Annotated in this window: 19 protein-coding genes; 3 read left to right on the top strand and 16 right to left on the bottom strand. The window is 29.6% G+C overall.

All coding sequences use genetic code 11. The features are described from left to right. Positions 1-423: 423 nt before the first annotated feature. From B5X55_RS16965 to B5X55_RS16920, 10 genes are all read right to left on the bottom strand, one after another. Positions 424-948, bottom strand: a complete 525-nt coding sequence (locus B5X55_RS16965) for a hypothetical protein (RefSeq protein WP_079514105.1) — start codon at positions 946-948, stop codon at positions 424-426. Continuing rightward, complete coding sequence (locus B5X55_RS16960) at positions 926-4,318, bottom strand: RecQ family ATP-dependent DNA helicase (RefSeq protein WP_079514103.1); 3,393 nt, start codon at positions 4,316-4,318, stop codon at positions 926-928. The genes B5X55_RS16965 and B5X55_RS16960 overlap by 23 nt, the downstream gene beginning before the upstream one ends. A gap of 562 nt (positions 4,319-4,880) precedes the next feature. After that, positions 4,881-7,250, bottom strand: a complete 2,370-nt coding sequence (locus tag B5X55_RS19230) for an InlB B-repeat-containing protein (protein ID WP_200811632.1) — start codon at positions 7,248-7,250, stop codon at positions 4,881-4,883. A gap of 34 nt (positions 7,251-7,284) precedes the next feature. After that, positions 7,285-8,049 carry a hypothetical protein gene (locus B5X55_RS16950; RefSeq protein ID WP_079514101.1) on the bottom strand — a complete coding sequence of 255 codons (765 nt, stop codon included), beginning with the start codon at positions 8,047-8,049 and terminating at the stop codon, positions 7,285-7,287. Positions 8,050-8,239: 190 nt separating this feature from the next. Continuing rightward, positions 8,240-8,491: a hypothetical protein gene (locus tag B5X55_RS16945; RefSeq protein WP_079514099.1), complete on the bottom strand. Its 252-nt coding sequence runs from the start codon at positions 8,489-8,491 to the stop codon at positions 8,240-8,242. A gap of 115 nt (positions 8,492-8,606) precedes the next feature. Then, on the bottom strand, positions 8,607-8,843 hold the full coding sequence (locus B5X55_RS16940) for a hypothetical protein (RefSeq protein WP_079514097.1): 237 nt from the start codon (positions 8,841-8,843) through the stop codon (positions 8,607-8,609). 30 nt (positions 8,844-8,873) lie between these two features. Beyond that, positions 8,874-9,386 (bottom strand): hypothetical protein, encoded by a 513-nt coding sequence (locus B5X55_RS16935; RefSeq protein ID WP_159447564.1) that lies wholly within the window; start codon positions 9,384-9,386, stop codon positions 8,874-8,876. Positions 9,387-9,432: 46 nt separating this feature from the next. Further along, a complete protein-coding gene (locus tag B5X55_RS16930) occupies positions 9,433-9,690 on the bottom strand; it encodes a hypothetical protein (RefSeq protein WP_200811631.1) in 258 nt (85 codons plus the stop codon). 300 nt (positions 9,691-9,990) lie between these two features. Then, positions 9,991-10,221, bottom strand: a complete 231-nt coding sequence (locus B5X55_RS16925; RefSeq protein ID WP_143814528.1) for a hypothetical protein — start codon at positions 10,219-10,221, stop codon at positions 9,991-9,993. Between the two features lie 246 nt (positions 10,222-10,467). Beyond that, positions 10,468-10,689, bottom strand: coding sequence for a hypothetical protein (locus tag B5X55_RS16920; protein ID WP_079514091.1), 222 nt, complete (start codon positions 10,687-10,689; stop codon positions 10,468-10,470). 578 nt (positions 10,690-11,267) lie between these two features. Between B5X55_RS16920 and B5X55_RS16915 the strand changes: the two genes are divergently transcribed. Together B5X55_RS16915 and B5X55_RS16910 are read left to right on the top strand one after the other, a co-directional pair. After that, a complete protein-coding gene (locus B5X55_RS16915; protein WP_079514089.1) occupies positions 11,268-11,636 on the top strand; it encodes an HIT family protein in 369 nt (122 codons plus the stop codon). Beyond that, the gene (locus B5X55_RS16910) at positions 11,626-12,552 is read left to right on the top strand and encodes an HNH endonuclease (RefSeq protein WP_079514087.1); all 927 of its coding nucleotides are present in this window, start codon (positions 11,626-11,628) and stop codon (positions 12,550-12,552) included. Before B5X55_RS16915 ends, B5X55_RS16910 begins: the two co-directional genes overlap by 11 nt. Before the next feature lie 34 nt (positions 12,553-12,586). Here B5X55_RS16910 and B5X55_RS16905 read toward each other — a convergent pair whose 3' ends face one another. Together B5X55_RS16905 and B5X55_RS16900 are read right to left on the bottom strand one after the other, a co-directional pair. After that, positions 12,587-12,781, bottom strand: coding sequence for a MerR family transcriptional regulator (locus B5X55_RS16905; RefSeq protein WP_079514085.1), 195 nt, complete (start codon positions 12,779-12,781; stop codon positions 12,587-12,589). Then, entirely contained in the window at positions 12,771-12,980 is a 210-nt protein-coding gene (locus B5X55_RS16900) for a hypothetical protein (protein ID WP_079514083.1), read from the bottom strand. The genes B5X55_RS16905 and B5X55_RS16900 overlap by 11 nt, the downstream gene beginning before the upstream one ends. Positions 12,981-14,148: 1,168 nt before the next feature. Between B5X55_RS16900 and B5X55_RS16895 the strand changes: the two genes are divergently transcribed. Beyond that, entirely contained in the window at positions 14,149-16,131 is a 1,983-nt protein-coding gene (locus B5X55_RS16895) for a WG repeat-containing protein (RefSeq protein ID WP_079514081.1), read from the top strand. Positions 16,132-16,411: 280 nt separating this feature from the next. Here B5X55_RS16895 and B5X55_RS16890 read toward each other — a convergent pair whose 3' ends face one another. The 4 genes from B5X55_RS16890 to B5X55_RS16875 all read right to left on the bottom strand — a co-directional run bounded on the left by B5X55_RS16890 (position 16,412) and on the right by B5X55_RS16875 (position 20,105). Next, on the bottom strand, positions 16,412-16,867 hold the full coding sequence (locus tag B5X55_RS16890; RefSeq protein ID WP_079514079.1) for a hypothetical protein: 456 nt from the start codon (positions 16,865-16,867) through the stop codon (positions 16,412-16,414). Positions 16,868-17,019: 152 nt separating this feature from the next. After that, positions 17,020-17,892: a hypothetical protein gene (locus tag B5X55_RS16885; protein ID WP_079514077.1), complete on the bottom strand. Its 873-nt coding sequence runs from the start codon at positions 17,890-17,892 to the stop codon at positions 17,020-17,022. Between the two features lie 101 nt (positions 17,893-17,993). Then, positions 17,994-18,878, bottom strand: a complete 885-nt coding sequence (locus B5X55_RS16880) for a hypothetical protein (RefSeq protein ID WP_079514075.1) — start codon at positions 18,876-18,878, stop codon at positions 17,994-17,996. A gap of 180 nt (positions 18,879-19,058) precedes the next feature. Next, positions 19,059-20,105: a type I restriction enzyme HsdR N-terminal domain-containing protein gene (locus tag B5X55_RS16875; protein WP_079514073.1), complete on the bottom strand. Its 1,047-nt coding sequence runs from the start codon at positions 20,103-20,105 to the stop codon at positions 19,059-19,061. Between the last annotated feature and the right edge of the window lie 456 nt (positions 20,106-20,561).

Genomic DNA, 20,561 nt, shown 5'->3' with positions numbered 1-20,561 from the left:
ATTCCACGGACGTTTTTGCGTACACGGACAAATTTACGGACATTTTTTGAAATTCCTATTTAATTCTGATTGAGTGTTGGGAAAAGACAAGCTCTTTTTATTTTTTGAGGCACGAAAAAAATGAAATGTGATTGACTGTGCGGTTGGCTTTTCAGCTTGCAGGTAACGGTCTAGTGTATGAAACGTAGCGTGTAAAAAGACACTAACTTTACGGATTAACACAGAGCCAAATTTTTAATTTTTATGTTTATTTTTTTCTAAATATAACCAAATTAAAAATTTGGCGGACTTAATAAAGAAGCGAAAACCTCTGTTAAAGCCTTATTAGCCATGTTTTATACACATCTTACCTGCTGGCTTTTTCCGAAAACTTGCTAGCGTTCGCAAAGACATACTCTTTTGCAATTTTTGGTGTAGCGTTGGCTATTTCAAGTAAAGTCCAATTCCTAAACCAACTCCAATAGCAACTAATACAAATATTAAAATTTTCATTGTTTTTATTTCTTTTGATTGAGAATCAAAAAGCTCTTTAATTTTCGATTCCATTGAATTAAAGTTAGAGTTTAAAGTAGTTTCAAATGCGCGTTGTATTTGAGTTCCTTCATTTCTAATTTCAACTTGAATATCAGATTTGTGCTTGTCAAGTCTTGTAATAAGCGTTGCGTCAAGTTCTTTTTGAAAAACTTTATTGTCTTTATAAATCTCTCCAATTTTTTGCTCAAGAAAGTCATGGGCAACTTTTAGCTGCTCTGTGTTTTCTTCAGTTTTTTGTTTGATTACATCACTTACTGAGTTTAAACTTTTATTATTCTCTTCTATTAATTCCAAGTTTCGGCTTATATTCGATTGAAGCGTACTTATTTCTGAGTAAACAGCCGTAAAATCTTTAAGTTGCTTCGAATTATGTTCTAATTCATTTACAACACTATCCAATTTTTCTAAATCCATATTCTATATTTTTATTTATGCTTTTAAGCCTATTGTTGTAATGAATGAGTAGAGTTTTTGTGTCTCCTAATTCTTTTGCAAACCTTAGTTTTTCCTCTTCTGTTTTACTGAATTTATATAAGAATTTCAACAATATTATTTTCCCTTTTTGATTAAATTTCTTTGAGACTTCAAGAATTTGGTCAATAACATAATCAAATTCTGACTCTTCATAATTTGAGATTGTATCAAATGATTTTGAAAATCTGCTTTCTTCAATTTTATTAAATGAATCTTCTAAAAGTAAGATGGTTAAACCATTTATAAGATTTAGTCCTGTGTTAGATTGAAAACTCTCTAAAAACCGTTGTAGGTTACCTTTTAAATCAACTAATGAATCTTTGTTGATGAAGTTGTTGTTTTCATCATAGAATACATCAAACCATTTAGAAAGGTCTCTGTTGTTATTTTCTGCAATATGTTGTAAAATGTAAGTTGCTTCTGTGAATTTAAAATATGCTTCTAACGATTTTTTAAAAGATTCTTTTCCTTCAATTGTATCATCATATTTTAAACAGTTTTCGTATACATTTTTTAATGACTCTCTTCTGTTTGAACCGAACTTATCGTAAGACCATTGCAGTAAGATTTTTACTAAACGCTCGAATTTTGGCAATTCAGTATTGTTTAAAATATTTGTGTATTTAATTCTATCAGAATGGTTATCAAATTCAAAGTCATCAACATACTTTTTAATAAATTTGAGTAGAGTAGATTTTATACTTTCTTCTGTGAAAGTATTATATGTAACGGTAAACACTCCATTAAAGAAATCATCAACAGTCCAATCTAAAATAACTCCCAAATTTGACAAACGATAAATAGCTTTCTCAACTTTCGCTTTGTTTGATGCTAAACTCGTTGCAGAAACAACTTTAGATGTTCCTGATTCTGAGTATGTGTTATGAAGTTGGGCAACAAGTTCTAACTCTTTAGATATTGAGTCTAATCCATTTTGATACAAAAAGATTTGACGAAAGACATCTTGACCATCCCATTTAACTTTTTCTGTTAATGATTGGATTTCTTCATAAGTTGATTCTGGGTTGAAAATAGTTTGAACATCAGTTTCTGGATTTTCTTCTGTTAGTAAAACATAACATTTTGCATCACTTTTGTCTCTTCCTGCTCTTCCTGCTTCTTGATAAAGTGATTCCATTGAAGCAGGCATACCATAATGAACTGTAAAGCTTATATTCTTTTTATTAATTCCCATACCAAAAGCCTTAGTTGCTGTCAATAATGAGAATTTATTTTCTTTGTATTCGTCTTGAACTTTTAGTTTGTACTTCTCGAAATCTAAATCGTTTTGATAATTTTTTGGTTTCGTACCTGAATAGAATTTTACGGGTACTTTGAAGTTAGTTGTTAGTTTACTTGCCAAATCAAAACAACCATTTCCACTATTTACAAAAGGTGTGAATATAAGACCACATTTAGGGTTCTCAGAATCTAAATCAAAAAGATTATCTTCTTCGTTGTGATTTTCAATAATAGTTTTAATTTCTTGATATTTTTTACCGTTATCATTTATAACAATAAATTCTAATTCTGGTCGAGTATAATCGGTTAGCGTTTTTACATTCTTTTGGTCAGTATTAAATTCTAACTGAATATCTTTTAAAACGTAAACTGATGCAGTTGCTGTTAATCCTAAAAAGTTGATTGAAGGACAATATTTTTTTATGGTATTTGAAAGGTTTAAGTATGAGGTTCTAAAGTCGTGCCCCCATTCTGACAAACAATGAACTTCATCAATGACAGCATAAGAGAAGTTCAATTGTGAATTTATTGCTATTAGTCTTTCTCTGAAATCCTTGGTTTGAAATCTCTCAGGCGAAATAAAAACAAAGAAATATTTTCCATTGCTATAATTGTCTAATATTTCAGTTCGTTCAGCTCCAATTACATCACTATTTATTGATTCAATATTTTGAATGTATGCTTTGTCAAGGTCTTTTATTTGGTCGTACATTAAAGATTTGATTGGACATACAACAAAACTGATGCAAGGTTGTAAAAGGCACGCAAGTTGGTAGGTCAAAGATTTTCCGCCACCTGTTGGTAGTAATCCAATAGTTGTATTATTTTCTAAAACGTTTTGAATAATTGAAATCTGACCATTGTTAAATTTATCATACCCAAATATGTTTTTAAGAAAAAACTGTAAGTTTTCTAAATCATCAGACTCTTCATTGAAAAGAAGTTTGTAATTGTATTTAGAAGAAGTACCTAGTTTAAAATAGTTGATTCTGTCTAATTTATTTTTATTTCGATTATGAAATAAGTCTAAATAGTCAGTTCTTACATAAATAATTTTTTCATTAAGTGAATTTTCATCAGTCCAACGTTGTAAAAGGCTAAAGTCAATTTTAACACAATTTCCGTTACTGAAATTTTCAACATTTCTAATTTCAAATTGAGGTTCATTAAAAGGAAGTTTTTGCAATTTCAATAAATGATGAAGCCATTCAAATATATCCTCTATCGAATGATTTTCATATCCATTTATATCCTTGTTTTTAACTTCAAATAACCATTTTTCGCTATCAAGACTTAATATACCACTTTCAAGTAATTCAAGAATTAAAACTTGAAAACGAATTATTGCCGTAGGCAATAATTTTGTTTTTTTTATTTCTTCTGGAATCTCATCGAAGCTGAGATTGAAGTTTGTTTTGTATAAATTTAGAAATCTTGAATATTTGTCGAGTTGGTTTTTTATTTGTTCTATATTTTCAAGATAGATTTCATTTCTCGCTTCTAAATCTTTTGTGTCGATTCTAACCGTTAAAACCTTTGATAAGGTTAAGTGATTGTCTCTGATTGAATCAATAACTCTTCCAACTTCCTCTTTGTGTTGTTGCCCATCTATTTCTATTACTAAATTCGCTTGTGGCAAGAAAAAATCAACGCATTGATGTTTGAAGTTTTCATCATTTCTTTGAGTGATTTGATTAATCTCAATTTCTGGAATTATTAGTTGTTTTATAAATTCATACTCAGATAAATCTTCACTAATTCTCTCTTCCAAAAATGTTCTTGCTGGAAAATAATTATTTTCTTCATCTCCTTTTATAGTGTTATTCCATTTAAGGCTTGATTTATTTATTAAAACAAAGGGATTTTTAAAGAGTTCTATTTCTTTGTGAACTGAACCATAAATACTTTGTAAATATTGGCTCATTAAGGTTGGCTTACCTCTTTGAATAAGGTTTTTGATTATTAAAATTGCAGGTAAAAATTTCGACTCTTTTCTTGTATTCGTTAGGTTCTGAATAACAAAATTATGATTGGTGTAAGAGTAGTTTGCAGAGTATTTTTTCATCATTCATTTTAATTCTTTCAAGCGTTGGCAAAAAACAGCTCTTTTGGTTTTTTATTCGTTGGCTTTAGTGTCGGAAAAACCAAATGTGCTGTTTGTGCGGCTGGTTTCCTTAATGAAGCACAACGACAGGGCTATAAGTAATGTCCTTATTCATGCTAATGAGTTTTTAGGACATTACTTATAGGACCTGTTGTAAGTTGTTTTATTTTAATTTTATCTTTTCCTAAAATTAGGGATAAAACCATTTATAGTTTGCCATAAGATAATAATTAGGTCTCTTTTCTTTAAGACTCCCGTTTTATATTGATGTATACACTTGTGTATGATCAGTGTAAAACGGAACTGAAACCCCGCATAAAAGCAGAAAAATAGACAACAATTCCGCTTAAAATTTGACTTTCTCAAAAATTTTACCAAATTTCATAACATCAAAATCTCATAGAAAATAAAATAACCTATTTATAGTATTAAGAAGTTTGGGTTTTGGGGAGTATTTATCAATTATGTATCGTTTAATGTCGAGATTCTACTAGTTAAACATCAATTTATTTTTTAATAATAACCGTCAATTACAATTTAAGGAATAAACGTCTTCTTCGTCTTTATCCCATATAGCCCAAATATTGGGAACTTGGTCCAATTGTTCTTGATTTACCTTGATACAGGTCAATGGATTTCCTATCGTACCCAAATATGCCAAATTCACAATGTGTGAAACATCTAAACTTTGGATTTGATTCCACCTTATATCTAACCTTTCCAACAAAGTATTATTAGAAATGTTCAATGCATATATATTTCCGCCACCATCGTAATAAGGTATCTCCAAATTTGTCAAGTTGGTATTTGTGGAGACATCTAACGAGGCATTAATATGACTGTTAGAGATGCTAATTCCCGTGAGAGCTAAATTATTAGCAATATCTATTCTGGATAGTTGATCCATAGCATAAATCTGAATTCTTGGCAATTCTTGATTATTAATAATTTCCAGTGAATTTGCCACCATATTGCCCAAGTAAATTGTATTGTTTAATGCTGGGTTTTGAGTTATAGATATTGATTCATAATTACCTCTTCCCACACTAATGGAATTCAAACTATTGTTATTACTTACATTCAAAGTAACAGAACTTCCAATATCATATAATGACAGGGCCTCTAGACTATTATGATTAACTATTTCTAGAGAATTCAAGTTGATATACTCCAAAGATAGAAATGTTAAATTATTGAAGATAGAGATATCTAAAAATGTTATAGGAACGGAATCTATTCCTAATGAAGTTAATGAAGTAAAGTCTTCAATACCAGTCAAATCAGTTATATTTTCATTAAAAGCTATAGTTAAACTCTCTACAGAACTAATATTTGCGGTAGTCACATAATCGTCCAAAAACCTATCATATCCTAAATCAATAAGATATTGCTCAAAATTATCATCAGGGACATAGGTTTGAGTATTAACTGGACAGCCATTTGGTAAAACAGATTCTCCTGCTGGAGTATTCGGACACGAGTCTTTATTATCTGAAACCCCATCACCATCAGAGTCCTTTTGACTATCACTACAACCATTTGCATCCACAGATTCTCCTGAGGGAGTATTAGGACACGTATCAACATCATCAGTTACACCATCTTCATCGGTATCCTTTTGAGAAGTTGAACAACCGTTGGAATCTACAGTTTCTCCTGAAAGTGTATCTGGACAAGTATCTAAATCATCAGTTACACCATCTTCATCGGTATCCTTTTGAGAATCAGAGCAACCGTTGGTATCAACAGTTTCTCCTGAAGGCGTATCCGGACACTTATCAACATCATCTGTTACACCATCAACGTCTGTATCTGAACAATTTAAGGAATAAGAATCCTCAGAATCTTTTTCCCAACCAATAGGGATGTTATTTAATTGATCTTGATTAACCTGAATACACGTAAGAGGATTTTCATAAATTAAAAAGGAAGTAAGATTAACTAAATTGGAAACATTAATAGAGGATAGTTGATTATCTAATAAATACAATTCACTTAGGTTAGTGTTATTTGATAAATCAATAGACATAAGTTGATTTACTTCGAAATCAAGTTGTGTAAGATTGATATTGTTTGATAAATCAATAGTTGTGAATTGATTTCCTGCCAAATCAAGAAAGGTTAAATCAATATTTTTGGAAAGGTCGATAGTTGATAATTGATTATCGGATAAATCAAGGAAGGTTAAACTTGTATTATTGGATAAATCAAAAGAAGGAATACTAGTTTGATTAATGTACAAAGTCACAAGATTTAGATTAGTACTTAAATTAATAGATGTTAAACTTGTGGATGGTTTCGTAACATCCAATTTATCTAAATTTTCAAAACCTTCTATTCCTGTAAAATCGGATATTTCCTTTTCATCAAAAACTAATTCTTTTATTGGTTTGATTGAGTTAGTTAAAACATAGTCATCTAATTCATCATCAATTCCTAAATCTATAAGAGTTTGTTCAAATACATCATCAGGAACATAAGTAAGTTCAGGTTCTATACACCCAATACTATTAACCGTTTCCCCATTGGGAGTATCAGGACATTCATCAATATCATCTGTTACTCCATCCCCATCCGAATCCAAAAGTTCAAAAACTCCTGTGATACTCTTGTTGGAATTCATAGAAATGGATACGGGATTATCTGTATTCTGTTCATCTCCTGTCCACTCATTAAATTTATAAAACTCGTTGGGAGTACCTTCTATAGACACGGTAGTACCTTCTTCATAATTTCCACTCGAAGGAGAAACTGTTCCACCTTCTGATGGGGTTGTTGAAAGAGTTAGAGTGTATGTTTTTGTCTCTATTACCGGATCTGTATCTAAACTTGAAGTACAACTAAGAACGAAAAAGGAAATTAAAATAAAGAAGAAATAAACAAGAGGGTTTTTCATGATAACTTATATAATATTTTAAAATTTAGATGTTCTACATTGGAGTGTATTTCAGGTTATCAAATTCACTTGTTGAATATGAACTAATTTCCCATCTACCTATAGGATTTTCGATTCCCCCATAATCATATAATTCGTACATTAAAGTTTCGTCTAACCAAAGTTTCACATAATCTGGTGTTACTTCAACTTTAACATGATACCAATTAGGATAGGAAACAGGGATATCACTTCTTCTACCTTGTAAAAGAGGAACTCCATTAACGATAAAATCTATTCCTTCATCATCAGTTCTATCCGGTTGTATACCAATACCTATTCCATAAGAAGAAAAATCTTCACTAAGAAAAAGAAACATATATTGATTTGATACCCCAGTAGAAGCTCTTGTATCCATTTCATAGGTTCCATAGGAAAATTGAGAGTCCGTTCTCATACTGATTGGTCGTGTCAATGAAACTCCACATCCATCAATTCCATTATCAATTATTGAAAATGTTCCTTCTCCATTTGTATTGAATCCATCAATTGAACAATCATTGAAATCATAAACAACAGAGGTTGAACACTCCCCAATAACATCTCCATGTTTCAAGTGTCCCTTTAGGGAATTTCCAGAAACATTCAAGGTTTTCCAAGTATCCGTATCTTCGTCATAATGACAGATGGAAACTTTATCCATTTTACCTCTTAAACTTATGGAAGAAACTTCCTGATTCGAGGTCACATCCTCAAAGTCTTTACTACAAGAACTTACTATCAAAATAAGAGTGAAAAAAGGAATCCAAATATTTTTCATTATTTAAGTATTTATATGAACCATTAAAACTATTTAATTAAAGTTAATTTAATTTATAAAATGGTTGATTTACAGAATATTAAGTCTAAGTACATGTATTCCTATTTTAGTTGTCATGTTCGAATAAGACTTAGATTAATATTATTTTATTTCTTGAATGAAATTAATTCACTTCCCTTTTAACCTTAAATTAAATAATGCCTAGACCAATTAATAAGCCAATTAATACTGATAATATCGCAAATATTAGAACGATAATTTTAATGATGTTGGTATTCTTTTGAGTGAGTTGTAATTGTTCAAATAATAGGCTATTGGAATATAAGAGCTCCATTTGAATTTCTCTATCTGTATATTGACTACGTACATTTTCAAATTTTATTTGTTTTAATAGTCTTTGATATGGTTTGATTTCAAAATTTTTTTGCTTCATTGTTTCCATTTTGAGGTTTTTTATTCTAGAGATTTAAAACGCAATAGGAGTAATGATACTAAAAGAAGTACTTAATTGGTTACGGAAAACCGTAAAGGAAGAAGTATTTTAATTATTCCTTAATTTAAATTTTGTTTGGAACATTACTATACCTGTCCAAAGTTTTACCACTTACAAAACTACCTATTTCTAATATTTTGTTAGTAGGTGTATCGTACATTACCTCAATCCAGAAATAAGATAGTGAGTAAAGTAAATATGTTATCCTTCCCTCCTTAACACTATCAACGAATTGACCTTTTGTAAATACAGTATCATATTTCTCATGGTCGGATAAAATGTTGAAATCATAGATACCCATTTTTTTACAACTATATATAATTTAACTCGCTTACTTTATTTTCAATACTTTTTTAAAAATAGTATATACTAAAGAGAGAATCAATGCAACAGTAACGATTAAGCAAAAGACGTATGCAAGGTAAGTAGATTCTACTTCTATAAACATCCAAAGAACAATACCAATTATTAACAACAAAGGGAAGACAAAGAAAATTAATATATTTTTTAAGTAAAAGCGTGTATCAGTTTTACGTGGTATTTTAAATATTAATTTTTCTTCTTTTTTGTGTTTTTTTTCAAAAACTGATAGTGGCATCAACAAAAATATTACACCATAAAAAGACCCAAATGTATAATATACTGATGTTAAACCAACAAGGATTTTATTTTCACCTTGATTCAAAAGATTAAAACCTTCTAGCCATTTACCAGTTAAAAAATTCCAATTCAAATAAATTATAGTCAAAAGAATTAGGTAGACAATAAGGACTAGAGGTCTTAGTGTTTTAGCAATTAATTTAAAGCATATACAAAAAGAAGGTAAATCTGTCAGGATTTTCATGAATAGGGGAACACCAGCAAACCATTTTACATAGCTTAATGGGTACTTATTTTTTCTTTCTAGGGACGTTTTCTTTCATAGTATCCCAACTTATACTATTACACTTTGAGCATTTATAATTCTTATTTGTAAGCCATTTAACGATTTTGTCTTTATAAATAAGCATACCTGTTCCGCCTGCAATCATTGCTATGACAATAGGTAATGCAAAACCAGTACCAGCAAGTAGATAAGTTGTCCAAGCCCAAAACCCACCAACAGGTAATGCACCACCAATGATTTTCACAAACAAGTCTGTGTTCACGATTTCTATATTTTTGCAATTTCGACATTCAATTTTCATACTTTTAATTTATTTAATAGTTTATTTTTTTATTCGTCTACTCGTTGTCAGTCTTTGTTTTTCAAATTTGAATAACGTAGCGTGCAAAAAGACACGGAACATTCGGATTAACACAAGCCGAATTTTTAAATTTTCTTTTTTACTTTACTCTCTCAAAAAGCCAAATCCAAAAGATTTGGCGGACTTGGCAAATACACAAAAACCTTTCGGAAAGCCTGTAATAGCTATGTTTTATATACGTTATTGTAAGCCGTTTTTTATTCAGACATAGAAATCAGGATGTTGCTGGTCTAAATCTAAATCAGGATTGTAATTGTCATTTCCATTATCATCATCATTATTATTATTATTATAAGATTGATTACTATAAAGTTCAGGAAATGCATTTCGGTGTCCAATTTTATCTTCTATATCCCATATTACTCTATTTAAATTGTTTTGATACCTACGATGGCTTCTAATGAGTTTATCCTTTGAATAACGTGCAATCATGATATTCAGTCGTATATATAAATCTTCGTCACTATTATTACTTTCGGATAGAAATTTTAAATAACCGTAAGCATAATAAAGTATATCTTTTTTATTCATTTGAGTTATTCTTATTTGAAATTCGAGTATATTTTTCGATTAGTCTAAGGACATAGGACAATTCTAAGGATTCAGTATTCCTTGAATTTTTTTGGCTATTCAAATAACCAAGAATATAATAAAGTAGTACTTTTTTTGTCATAGGAATTAGAATGGTAAATTATCATCGAGTTCTTCTCTATCCAAATCTGGAATATACCCAAAGCCCAATTCATCATTTATGGTAATGTTTAGTATATTTTCAATTTTCAAAATCATTTTTTCTAAATGTTTTTGTTTTACTCCTTTTTTGGATTTCTTTTCAATGTAAAAATATAGCCAGCGAAGTAAATCTGTTTCATTTTCAATTTCGTCCTCGTATTCCAACATAATATTATCAATATTTAATTATTTTTTGGTTTTTTTTAAATGGCTTACAACAATTGCTTATAGTAACAAGTTACTATATTTCTCTTATAACGTTAATATAAGAATATTCCCTTTTTTATGGGTAATTCAAAAAAGTCCTATTCGTTTAATATGCATATTATATATGTTTGTAAACAAAAATATACAGAATATTACCAAGCTATGGCTTTGACCAATTTCTTGAAAAGATATTTAAACGATTTTAATATATCATCCACAGCACTATTTAGTTTAGGTTTATGGAACGTTTCAGTATGTGTAATTTGTATCTTCTCTTTTTTATTATACCCTAGGACAAAGTGTTTTCAATTCTGAATTTAAAACCAACTTATCAAATAAGATTTTACCCACAATAAAAAAATTGGGCCGATATGAACATGGGTATTTCAAGGACAAAACTAAAAAGAAGCTTTGTGGTTACGTAAAACCTGTCCCCAATTTAATGAGTTCATTAACTCACTATATTTTATTATTAATTATGAGGTATGCTTCGAATTATGTGCTATTTGTTATAGCAATAATTACTAAACTGTTTTAATTTGGATTGTCCTTTCTGTAATATATCAAAACCAATAATTGAGAATAAACATTGGCTTGTTTCTTTTGATAAGTACCCTGTTACTAATGGTCATTCATTGATTATTACAAAACACCATCGGAAGGATTATTTTGAGTGTACTAAGGAGGAAAAGATATCCCTTATCTCAATTATAGATGAGTTAAAGGAATATCTTCAAAAAGAATTCAATCCCTCAGGGTTTAATATTGGAATGAATGTGGGAGAAGAAAGTGGACAAACAATTTTACATACCCATGTTCATATCATTCCAAGATACAAAGGAGATACTGAAAATCCCCGAGGGGGAGTTAGAGGTGTAATTCCATCAAAACAGAATTATGATGAATGAAACCATTAAAGATTGGTTCACGGTAATTAAGAACGGAAGTGTAGACAATACCTATAAAATGGGATGGAGTAAATCCATAATAGAATGTTGTTTGGAGGGTGGAAATAATTCTATAATATCCTTTGATAGGATTTCAAGAAATATGTTCAAATATTATTGGAATCAAACCATATTCTTTGATTTACAACAAAGTCCTAATCCAAAGAAACCTCCTGTTTTAATAACGTATGTAAAGAAGAAAATTGATGAATATCAAAAGGATAATGGATTTAAGCCCATTAAGTTTGAAAGAGTGGAGGATGAAATCGACTTAGATATTAAATTCTTGAATAATCAGTTAAAAAAGGATGTAAGTTATCGGTTTCTTAAAGTTGATAGAAAAGAATTTTCTCTTTACGAATTGGATAAAGGGAACGAAATCATTGTATTACCAAATCCTGAAATATTAAAGGAGTATTCGGATTTACTCTTTGAGATAATCAATTATAGATGGTCTCAAATCCTTGAAAATTTTAATTCCTCGCCTAGAATATCTCAAAAGATAAAGATAACTGATAGAGGAAATATCCGTAGGAAATCTCTATCCAAGTTCCATAAGTATCTTACTCTATCTGATAAAAAATGTTTTATATGTGGGGAAGATTTTGATGGAGATATATCAATAGACCATGTCATTCCGTGGTCTTTTATGTATTCTGATGATTTGTGGAATCTAGTTTATACGCATAGAGGTTGTAATTCTTCAAAATCAAATAGAATAGTTGATGAATCTGAAATTCAAAGACTTGAAACAAGAAATTTAAGACTGGTTGATATGTTACAGTCCGAAGGAATATCTGATAAACATTTAGAAGAACTTCGATTATCGAATGAGAAGAACTTTCCAAAGAAGTTTTGGATAGGATTTAAAGGATAGTATATCAAATTCAAATTTTCATATAGTTTGAATTTTAAACCTCAACTTGAAACTTATCCTTCATTCTATCTTCCCAAGCTATTAGCTCATCTCTCCTGATGTATTTTGAATGAGATGATATTTCTATTATAGGAAGTCCATATCTTCTTCTCCAGATCTCTATTGTGGTTCTATCTACTCCATACATCTTCTCTAATTCTTGTTTTGTTATTCTGTGATTATTTTCCATATCTATTTTTGTTTTTAAACATTTCATGTGTGTTTTTACTTCTGGTCAGTCCATCAAGTTCTTTTACATAAGTACTTCTCATTTCTATTAAAGAGAATAGTTCTTTTAAGTTTGGTTTTGCCTCATTTAGAAATTTGGAAATTATCTTATCAAGTTTATTAATTACACTCTTAACTGTTTCGTATCTGTTTAGTTCCATTGTTATTTTTAAATTAAATACACGAATCCCCTTTCGGAGAAGTTTAGTTCTCTTCCTTTAAGTGATTAATTTTATATTTCCTCAGACCAGTCCGTTCTCACCCATATCTGATTTATAATAAAATTATTTTTGGTACTACCGGAGAAACCTCATCCGTTATTATTGGATATTGTTTCAATCCCACAGATTACTACCCGATGTCTAACCCTACTCCTGTACTCAATCGTATTGTTGATGGTGATAGGGTGATTGGTATTTTACCCCTTTGATGGATACCAGTACCATATATAAGTATAGGAAGTTTGAGAAAACGTGAAGAAATGTTTGAAAAAGATTGAAATTTTTATTGGAAACTTATAGATTTCGTTGGAACTCCAGAAGTTCTAAACTGGAACTATTGGAGTTCCACTATAATTATTAATATACTAATTATTAGGGCATAAAGGTATTGGTTCTATTACAGGTGGGACCACTTAGTTTTCAAAGGGTTACAGAAATGTAACCCTTTTCTCATTTCTCATTGTAAAACATTTGTAACACAAATACTATTTTAAGTAGTTTTTTGATTTGCTTTTTTGTTATTTTAGAGCTAATGAAAGGAATTATAATTCCTCGCTTTTCTGCATTATCAATTTAATAATGTTTTAAAACATCTAAATCGAGGAAATCCATTTTCATATAATAGGTCAAATTCAGAGTTTGAAACAACACATATTATCTTAATATTCCAAAATGGCTCTTGCTAGTTTGGAAAAATAGGCTGAATTACCAAAATGCAATTGCAGTTTTAATTATGATTTTTGTGAATGTGATAATCCTAATTGGTATCATAATACATGGGAGCGAGGATATCTTCTAGGCAAAAATATAAAGTCCTCAGAGACTAAAAATATATATGATTCTAATCCTTTAAATGAGATTATTTCATTCTCTGTTGTAAATGAGTTTTCAGAAGAGTTATTAGAGGAGGTATTGGTAAATAATAATGAGAAGGGTTTTTCAATAACCCAAATTATCAAATGATTAATCAATGAAGAAATTTAATTTAATCAGTAATGAGGTCACCCACTCCTCATCCCTTAAGAGAACCCCTATTATGATAACATTTTTATTTTTAACATAACTTATCGGTTAAAAAAAGTATTTAACTCTAAAATAAGTTAATGTAATGACAGAAAAAATTTCTAATATAATTTCTAGGCTTAATTTGATAAAAAATTATATTCTTTTAAAAGAATATCATCTGATACAAGAACAGATTAATAAATTAAAAGATTTTGATATTTTGGAGGATAAAGATTTAATTAGTAGCCTTATAGAGTCTAATAAATATGACGAGGCTCTAATGAAAATTGAACAAAATTTAGTCACATTTAACTCCTTGATTAAAATTATTCAAAATAATAATTCAGCCTTTGAAAATGAACCTTCATTAAAAGAGGACATAGCAAAAGAAATAATCTCAAGCGATACACAAATAGTATGGAAAAATGGATTCTGTGGATTAATTAATTCTAATAAAAAACCCATTACGAAAATAATCTATGATGGAGCAATAGTTTTTGATGATGGATATGGAGCTATAAAATTGAATGGGAAATGGGGTATTATTAATTCAAAAGGTATTCATATTACGGAGCTAAAATACGATAGTCATTTATTTTGTGTGAATGAGTTACCTACGTCATTATTTCATGATGGACTTGCAAGAGTTGTTTGTAAAGGTAAATGGGGTTATATTAATAAGAATGGTGAAGAAGTTATAAGGCCAAAGTATTATTATGTTTGTAATTATAACGAACAGGTGGCTGCCATTCTGGGTAAAGGTACATGGGCATTTATAAACAGAGAGGGAAATGAATTAACAACTTTTAAATATCGTCCAGATTACAATATGTATGGTGATTTAATAGATGTATATTTTAAAGAAGGATTTGCAAGTGTTAGGGTAGGAAAAAAGGCTGGTTTTATTGATAGAAATGGTAAAGAGGTTATTCCAATAATTTATGATGCAGCTGGTAATTTTTGCGAGGGATTAGCAAAGGTTAAATTAAACAACAAATGGGGTTTTATAAATATTGAGGGTAAAGAAGTTATACCGCTTATTTATGAAAACCACCCAAGTGATTTTGAGAATGGCTATAGTTTAGTTAATTCAAATAAAAATTATCATATTATTGATAGAAACGGAAATTCAAAAATTCATTTAAAGTATCGTTCAGTTTCTAAGATTAACAATGATTTTTTTATTGTTACAGACTTTATTGGAATCGAACGTAAATCCAAATATAAAGGAACAGATGGGCAAACCAAATATCACACCTATACCCAATATAATAATGGAGTAGTGGATATTGATAATAATACCATAGTTCCTTTGAAGTTTCGGAATATTAGTAAATGTCATAAACAGGATTTAGCAGATATTACAACTAACGATAAATGCGGATTGATTGATTTAAGTGGTAATGATGTAACACCAATTAAATATGACAATGTAAGGTCATTTACAGAAAATTTTTGTAGAGTTGAATTAAATGATAAATGGGGTTATATAGATAATAAAGGAAAAGAAATAACCTCAATAAGGTATGACAATACAGATGATTTTAGAGGTGGCATAGCTAAAGTAATGATTGATGATAAATATGGATTCATAAATGATAAAGGAGAAGAGATAATTCCACTAAAATATGATAAGGTTTCAGATTTTCATGAAGGTTTATCATCTGTTGAACTCAATGAGAAACAAGGTTATATTGATAGGGAAGGCAATGTGGTAATACCTTTAAAATATGATTATTGTTTAAATTTTAAAAACGGGTTAAGTTCTGTTAAAAAAAATTATGAATGGGCGGTTATTGATAAAGAAGGCAAGTTACTTACTGACTTTAAGTATGACAGTATTTGGGGAGTAGAAGATGATATTCTAAGAGTGAAATTAAATGATAAATATGGGTATGTAGATAGAATGGGAAATGAAATTACTCAAATTGAATTCATTGAGGCTGGAGATTTTAGGAATGGATATGCGAGAGTGCGATTAGAAGGTGATTATGAAAAGAGTTTTATTGACAAATACGGAGATATTGTCATACCTAGTATGGAAATACTGGAATGGTATAGAGAATATGATAATAGGGTCGAGTGACAAAAATACCCCAACCTTTAAATGATAGTATAAAAGATATGAATGACAAGGACTTCTGTATTGTCAACTTGTCAAGATGTTTAATGAAGAAAGAAGTTGATAGAATAAATGATCCATTATATCTTAAAATAGATATTTAGTTTTTGAGGGAAACATTTTAAGTAATATTTCAAAGTAAGTGATAAAATATGAAAACATTAAAACCTAAGAACTTTTTAATTTCCTTTGGGCTTTTTGGAATTTTCAGTATCAGTTCGGTTTTAAGGGAAGCTTACATTTTTTATATTTCATTCAGTTTTTGAATCAACTTTTCAATTTCCAATTCAAATTTATCGTTTGTCATAACTGTTGTGAAAATTATTTTATTTTCTTTCAAAATATGGAATGCTAGTCCTATATTCAGGGTGTCATTTTTGAATGCTTTAATAATTTGATATTTTCTATAAGGCAATTTAATTTCATAAGTTTTCTCATATCTGAAATTAGGTGATATGGATGCCTCAAAATCGTATCCAGCTATGTGGAAAGAAAAATATTCGTCCATATCATTTAAGTCAGACTTTGGATATACGTAAGTGGAAGCATTAAATCGGCCAGTCATTTTATTATTTTTCCAAAGCTCTGATTCGTACTGATAGGATGTTACCTCTATAATTGTATCATATGTTTTTGAGTAAAGATGATTTTTGAATTCAACCGTTTTCAGATAATCGGCCGTGAGAATATTTTCTTGCAAGACTAATTTTGTCTCATCAATCTCTTGAAATTTCCATTTTTTATCCGTGTCCGCACAACTTGTTAAAATAACAAGTGTAAAAATTAAACTAAAAACTCGATTTATTATCAGTCCTTAAATGTCAAGTCCTAAAATACGGATACAGATTAATATTAGTTTTTTCTTTTTACATACTCCGCAACCAATGCTTTACTATCTCTTTGCATCACAAAACAGCCTTCTAAAGTTTCTATTGTTGGTAATTCTGAGTAAACTTTGTCAATCCAATTATTGATTAAATCTTGATTTTTAAAATCAGATTTGTTTTTCATATAATATTCAATTCCCATAAGTCTTGTTCCAGAATTTATGCTATTCATAAGTATTTGACAAACTTCAGGATTTATGCTTTTGGATTCTTCTATAAATATTGCTCTATTCGTAAAAGTGCTTCCTGAATACCCACCACTAAAACCATACCTTGTTCCAGAAAATGGTGTCATAAGGAATCTTAAATTTTCATTCAACGAAATATCTGGATTTATGTTTTTTAAAGGTTTTTCCATTTCCGAAATATTGAAATATCGTTTATGAAGTGTATTATCACTTATTTTAAAAATTCCTGAAAACATTTTTAAATAACGCTCTTTTATGTCTTTATTATTTGGGAAATTTGGTGTGAACTCATAAGATGCAACTTGACCATCTTTTAATATTAAATTGTAATAAATTCCAGCATAGCCTTTCCCCATACTTGCCTCGATTTGTTCATATCCAAAACCAAGTGTGGTTCTCCTATCACTTTCATCTATTTTAAGAATATCGAGTATATCACTTTCATCATTTTTTAGAATATCAGTTAATTCAGATAAAAAGAGTGAATCTTCTTTAACCCAATTTTCATTAATTGGGTCTGAATCTGATTCAGAAGAGTAGATGTATTCGGATACTCTCTTACTTTTAAAATCAGTAGCAGCATCCAACTTATTTTGTTTGCAAGAAACTAATAATACAAAAATCAAAATGTATGTAAGTTTGAATTTCATTCGGTTCAAATTAATGCCAACGATTTGGCTAAAATTTCGCGGCCACAAGGTACGCAGTGGACATGAATTTTAGGTTTTGTTAAGCATTTTTTGTTATTCATTTAATGTCTTAATAAATGTTTAAATCTATCCGGTAATTTTTGATTGTTCACTAAAACTCTCTTAAGGTCAGAAATTTCATTCGGAGTATATACGATTCCTTGTGAATTGTACCAGGATGCGTCGTTTTCATCAAAGAAGTTGATAAAGGCATACTCCAATAATTCTGCGTTCCTATCATTCAATGCAGCAGTAAACAAACCCAGATAACTTCCTTTAAGATAGCTTTCGCAAATTTCATTATCTAACTTTTCTATTTCGATTAGAAGATCTCCTTTTTCTATTTCTACCGGTTTAGAAAAATTGGAATCTATCTTTAGAATTGTCTTCATGGGAACAAAAAAACTGCTGGCTGTACCAGTTCGTCCCCATTCTTGATAGTAACTTAAGATTTCTATACTGTTAGCTGAACGGACTTCAATTAATGGTTCACCTTTAGAAGCCAAAGAGTAAAGAAAACAAGTGCTATGTTTCTGCGGTAAAACGAGGTATGTCTTAGAAGAGTATGTGTTCCCACATACAGAACCCAAACCATCAATACGCCATCCAATAGCCAGTTTATCCTTAAATGTTACCACTGAAATGATAATTTCAGGAAAATCTAAATAGGAACATCCACTAATTTCAATTTTATTTTGTTCGTCAATTTTTACAGGCTTGTTATTGACGAAAACTTGTAGTTCAAGAACTATGTTGTCTAAACTTTTCAATGAATCAACGGTAATTTTCTTATTTAAAGCAATTTTATAAGTAATATCATCATCATAGTATTCACTTGTCTGAATAGAGTTTTCAAAGTTGTCAGAGATATTATGTTTAGATACTCCATCCCCACATCCCCAAAATAAAGCTATGAAAACAATTAATATGATGTCTATTTTCTTCATGTGGAATAAGCCATTTTGAATTGAAATTATCTGGTTAATTATGCATAACGTTTTTGTATATGAGCTATGGCGTGTTAAAGCACGAACCTCTCCAGATAAAAACTGGCTTTGGGAAATCCGCAGAATTTTCCAAGTAGGCGAGAACCAAGCAATTATTTTTACACGGCTTGTAGTGCGTTATTATTCTTTCATTTTCTTTAACCATTCCTCATAATATGGTCTGTCATTATTAGCAGGAACTTCATACCATTGAGAAGTCACATAAAATATTTCGCCATTTATTTGATATGGATTTTTCCAATACCTAACTCTTTCGTAATAGGTAGAGTTTTCTTTAGCCAAAAAAGGAAATTGAATATCAAATGTCATTTTTGAATAGTCAGCTCTTTGTAATCTTTCAATTTCATTTCTGTCAATTAAATTATTTTTAACTAATTCGTTAAATGTTTTTCGCACATATTTTCCGATTGGAAGTTTTCCAGTAAATTCATTAAAATTTTCAACCGAGTTATATCTTTTCGTTCTACTTTTTTGGTAATTTTCGACAGGAACTATTTTGTTTTTATTCTCAATTTTAACATCTAATACTTTGAGTACTTTTTCAATTGTCTTTTCGTTATATTCTTTTAAAAGTTCTGTTTTTAAATAATCAATTATTTTTTCATTATAATTTTTAGAGAGTAATTGATTTTTCAGTCTTTTAAAATCTTCTATTTCTTTTAATTTTTGAATTTTCTCTTGAGCGTGATTTTCAATATTTTCTCTATTGTAATTTTCCTTGCTGAATAATTGCACAAACTTTAGTCCTTTTTCACTATCTCTTTTAAACTCAATTTCGTCGATTAAGACAATGCCATTTTCATTAAAAAATTTGCCGTCTAAAAATAGCTGTAATTTATTACCAATTAGAATCCCTAATTCAACTCTCGTAATTGCCATAAATGACGATAGTTGCCCTTTGTAAGTAGAATTGTTAATTTCGAGAGAAGGTTTTTTAACTTCTACAACGAAAAGATTTCCTTTATCTTTTGATTTCAAAATTAAATCAGGAACAATTCTATTTGAAGCTCCTAATTGAATACTTTTCCGCACCACAATTTCATTATTAAATTGACTCCATCCCAATTTTTCAAATGCCTGAACTACTTTTAATTCAAATAGCTGTTCACTTGTATTTGAAGGTAAATTTTCAGATAGTATGTAACATAGTTCATTCCATTTTTCCATATTGAATTTTTGTTTTTTGTAGGATGTTTCTTGTTTCGTCTAATGGACTACAACAATTATATATAGAACATATTTTATAAGACGTTAATCTACGAATATTCCTATGTTTATGGATAATTCAAAAGTAGATTCGTTTAATATATGTTCGTGAACGAAAATATTCAGAATGTCACCAAGCTGTGACGTTGACCAATTTCTTAAAAATTATTTAAACGATTTTAATGTATACCCACAAAAGTATTTATTTGAGGTTTATAAAGCGTTTCAGTATGTGTACTTTGTTTCTTCTCTTTTTTAACTCCTAAGAGAGAGTGTTTTCAATATTGAATATGTAACCAACTTATCAAATCGAGTTTTACCCACAATAAAAAAATTGGGTTCTATATGAGAGCCACTTATTTAAGGGTAAAGTGTGAATCAGACTTTGGAGTTACACGAAACCTGTCCCCAATTTAA

Source organism: Maribacter arcticus (assembly GCF_900167935.1).
GTDB classification, from domain to species: domain Bacteria; phylum Bacteroidota; class Bacteroidia; order Flavobacteriales; family Flavobacteriaceae; genus Maribacter; species Maribacter arcticus.
The sequence above is the reverse complement of the archived record's forward strand: the minus strand, read 5'-3'. Positions and strand labels throughout refer to the sequence as shown.